The 3,244-nt window shown below is 61.3% G+C and carries 1 protein-coding gene; it reads left to right on the top strand.

Features of this window, described 5'->3' with window-relative positions:
- Positions 1-3,244 (top strand): putative Ig domain-containing protein (locus ABX749_RS27115; RefSeq protein WP_372898778.1); only part of this gene is annotated, 3,244 nt, incomplete at both ends.

Genomic DNA, 3,244 nt, shown 5'->3' on the forward strand with positions numbered 1-3,244 from the left:
GTTCCGGGGCAACCCGCGACGCCGTCGGCCGATGGGCGCTGGTTCTTTGATTTGTCGGCCGACGTTCCCGATGGTGTTCGGCTGCGTTCCGGTGAGTCGACGACGGCCAAGACGATTCGCTGGTTGGCACCGGGAGACATCAGCGCGAACTTCGCGCCCAGTTTTCTCGCCAGTGCGTCGCCAAACCTGCGTCCCCAATTCGATTCCACACCGCCGCAGCACGTCGTTGCAGGGTCCGTCTATCGATACGAAGCCCGAGCCGATGATCCGGATTCCAACTCGGTCGCGTATTGGTTGAATGAAGCACCGGACGGGATGCATGTCGCCCCGGACAGCGGATTCATCGATTGGCAAACCGGCACCGAGACCGCCGAGCAGAATCGCGTCGTTTTATATGCCTTCGACTCACGCGGCGGCTTCACGTCTCAAACATGGACGATCACCGTTGCCGGCGGCAATCAGGCACCGGAGTTCATCTCGCCGCCGGCCGACGCCTCGATGACGGAGAACGAAACTCTGGTCGTTCCCGTCAACGTGCTCGACCGCGACGACGCAGCGATCGACGTTTGGGCCGACAACCTTCCTCCGGGCGCGTTCTTCGATGCGTCGGAGAGGACGTTGCGTTGGTCGCCTGGTGAAAATGCGGCGGGGATTTACCGGGATTTGACGTTTCTCGCTAGCGACGGCGTCAACACGACCCGGCACACGTTTGATCTCGTCGTCGCCGATGCCGACCGACCGCCGCTGATCGAGACACCGCAGCCTTTCACACTCCGCCAAGGCGACCACTGGACCTATCGTGTCTCGGCAAGCGACCCCGATGGCGACGCACTGTCGTATACCAGCGATGACCTGCCCGACGGTGCGACGCTAGATGCGGATACCGGAACGTTGCGTTGGACCGTCGGTTTTGATCAGGCGGGAACCCGAAACATTCCGATCACGGTCACCGCGGGCGACCAATCCACCAGCGACCAGATCGTCGTCGACGTGCTCAATGCAAACGGAGCACCGGTGTTCGAATCGATGCACGGCTGGTCGATCGACGAAGGCCAAACGCTGGTGATGGAAGTGTTCGCCTTCGACCCCGACCATCCCGAGTTTCGATTACCGGTTCGCACCGACGACGGCGAGCTGCTTCCGCCGGGTCTGGTCTCACCGGTGAATTATCGCGTGGTCGGTTTACCCGACGGGGCGTCGTTTGACTCCGAAACCGCGACACTGACGTGGACGCCGAATCATGACCAAGCGGGCGAATACATCGTTCACTTCGAAGCAACCGATGACGGCGACGGCACCGGGGTTCCCGTCACGATTCATTCCCGGGTTCCGATTTCCGTCCGCGAGGTCAACCAACGTCCGCTGATCGATCCGATCGAAAACGTTGTCCTGTCGCGCGGTGACGTGGTCGATCTACCGGTCTCCGTGATTGACCCGGACGGTGATGCGATCACGCTGACCGCGGCCAGCGGGTTGCCGGGATTGCCGCTGCCGGACTTCGTGACGTTCAGCGACAACGGCAACGGAACGGGTTTCTTTCATTTCACACCGGGAACCGCCGATCGGGGCAACTACACCCTGTCGATCATCGCCCGTGACGACGGCAATGGTCACGGCCGCGGACGGATCGAAACGACGCAATACGATTTTGTCGTCACGGTCCAATCCGCCAACGATCCGCCACAACTTTCGCCCGTTCCGTCGATCGTGGTCTTGGCCGGTGATTTGCTTCGACTGCCGCTATCGACGGCCGACATCGATCAAGAGCCGCTGCACTACACCTTCAGCGGCTTGCCCGCGGACGCTCGAATCGTCGACTCCGGGTCGTACGGCCAAGCGTTGTTGAACTGGGATCCGAAAACGGCCCACACCGGAACCTACGACGTCACCGTCACGGTGACCGATTCGGGAAACAACGGCGCGGCGGCAACGCTGACGTCCTCGCAAAGCTTCGTGATCGATGTCCGCGATCACAACACCGCTCCGGTCTTAAACCAGATTGCCGATGCGATCGTGGATGAAGGCGAGACGCTGACGCTGGAATTCATCGCGAACGATCTCGATGGCGATTCGATCTGGTACACCTCGTCGAATCTGCCCCCCGGTGCGACGCTGGATCCGATCGACGGCGTGTTGGATTGGACACCGTCGTTTGACGATTCTGGCTCGTACACCATCGACATCGTTGCGACCGATGGATCGGCATCTGACACCCGATCGTTTTCCATCGACGTGGTTCCCGTCAACCGCGCCCCGCGTCTCGCCTTCCCCTCGCCGCAATACGCCCGTGAAGGCGTCTGGATGGAATTTCGAATCACGGGCGACGACTTGGATGGCGGACCGTTGACGTTGACCGCCGACGAGGTGCCCGACGGAGCTTTGTTTGATCCCAGCAGCGGCGTGTTCCGCTGGCAACCGACGTTCGACCAAGCCGGCGTCCACGACGTTGTCTTCACGCTGACCGATGCACAAAACGCATCCGATTCGATCCGCGTCCCGATCGTCGTGGACAATGTCAACCGAGTGCCAACGGTCGAAAGCCGACACCATCAAGTGCTTGTCGGCGAGTTGCTTGATTTCCATTTGGCCGCGTCTGATCCTGATCTCGATGACACGCTGACGTACGCGGCGTACGGCTTACCCGACGGGGCGGCGTTGGATGCATCCACCGGTCGGATCACGTGGATTCCCCAACCCGGCCAACTCGGCAGCTACGTCGTCGACGTCCGAGCGAGCGACGGACTGGCGGAAACGAAACACAATCTGGTGATCGAGTCGGTCGCGACACCTCGTTTGCCCGAGGTTCGAATTGTCACCACGCCCAGTTTCCCCGCATTGCCGGGACAAACGATCCGAGTCGATGTGATCGCCGACGGCGTTGCGCCGATCGAGTCCTTGTCACTGACCTACGACGGCCGCGAAGTCACGCTGGACGAACAAGGCCGCGCCGAGATCCTCGCCGGCTCCCCGGGGAAAACGTCGCTGGTTGCCACGGCGACGGACGTCGACGGCTTTGTCGCGAGCGTCACCGAAACGGTGCGAGTCCGTACGGCCACCGACAAGCAGGCTCCCCAAGTCGCGTTGTCGTTTGATGGTTCCCATCGCATCACCGAGCCGACCGAATTGATCGCCGCCATCAACGACGTCAACCTGGACCATTGGTCGCTGGAAATCGCCGCTCACGGATCGGGCAAGTTTCAAACGCTGGCAAGTGGTCAATCGACCGGCGAAGATCTGACGTTGA

Origin of the sequence: Stieleria sp. (assembly GCF_041595215.1) — a bacterium.
Lineage (GTDB): Bacteria > Planctomycetota > Planctomycetia > Pirellulales > Pirellulaceae > Stieleria > Stieleria magnilauensis.